This window comes from Phascolarctobacterium succinatutens CAG:287, from assembly GCF_000434895.1.
GTDB lineage: Bacteria > Bacillota > Negativicutes > Acidaminococcales > Acidaminococcaceae > Phascolarctobacterium_A > Phascolarctobacterium_A succinatutens_A.
Window position 1 is genome coordinate 1 of the sequence record NZ_FR892815.1, and the last position, 1,276, is coordinate 1,276.

1 protein-coding gene is annotated in these 1,276 nt (G+C 41.1%); it reads left to right on the forward strand.

Features of this window, described 5'->3' with window-relative positions; translation table 11 throughout:
• Positions 1-1,276 (forward strand): LTA synthase family protein (locus tag BN587_RS09305; RefSeq protein ID WP_044484768.1); only part of this gene is annotated, 1,276 nt, incomplete at both ends.

Genomic DNA, 1,276 nt, shown 5'->3' on the forward strand with positions numbered 1-1,276 from the left:
GCTTAAAATCTAATCTTTTGAACGAAGCAATTTTAGATGATGGCCAGGCCTTATACCGTGTGCGTGATATGAAGCGTAAAATTGATAAGGTGACAAATATCAACATTACAGTTGCACAGCTGCGTGAAAAAATTGCTGCAAGTGGTGGCAATGAAGCTGCTGATAGCATAGATAAGGCTTTTATGCATACTGTTAAACAGCCTAAGATGGCTAAGCAACCACGTAATATTGTGCTTATAGTTGGCGAAAGCTTTGGTAATTGGCCATTTTTACCTAAGTACAAGGATTTGGGATTAGTTGATAATATGCTGGCCTTGCAAAATTCTGTTTACGCTGCTCACGTTGCTACTATGCTACCGCATGGCAGCGGAACTATTTCTGCTGTTAATGGTTTGGTAAGCGGTATTCCTGATATGGGGTTATATGAAAACTATCAGGCAAACAGCTTTAATAGCAAGTATGCTACCGGTATTGGCTATATTATGAAGCAGCTTGGTTACAAGACTGTTTTTTGGTATGGTGGCTTTTCCGGATGGCAAAATATTGGCAAGTTTACTAAGGCACAAAGCTTTGATGAATTCCATTGTGCAGATGAGTTCAGTGATGATAGAGGTAACGCTTGGGGCTGTTCGGATGCTGTTTTGTTTAAGCAAATTGAAGCTTATATGAGCAAGGAAAAAGAGCAGGAAAAGGTTTTCCATGTGGTATTAACAACAAGTAATCATCCACCTTACAGCATTGATGTGGATGGTATGGGCTTTCCCAGAGCACAGGTTAAGAGCAAGCTGCCTGCAGATATTGCCAATGATGAAAAAACGCTTACCGAGCTTGGTCATATTTGGTATGCGGATAAAACGATGGGTGATTTTGTAAAGCAGGCGCAAAGCATGTACAGTGATACGCTTTTTGTTATTACCGGTGATCATTCGGAGCGATTCAGTTTTGCTAAGGAACAGGATACGCGCACTTTGTCATCTATACCGTGTATTTTTTATGGTGCCGGTGTGCAGCAAGCATGGTTTAATGATAAGTCTGTTGGTGACCACATGCAGTTGGCAGGAACATTGGCAGAGATTATTGCACCAGCAGGATTTACTTATGTTGCATTGCAGGCCAATATGTTTGAAAATCAAGATGTGGTGTTTAATCACAGGCTTTACGCTGCAGATGGCAAATTTTATACGCAAAGTTCTGATACTGATAAAAAAATCACTGATTACATCAACAGTATGCGCGGAGTAGGTGCTTGGCGTGTACTTAAGGGTGATGCGGTGAA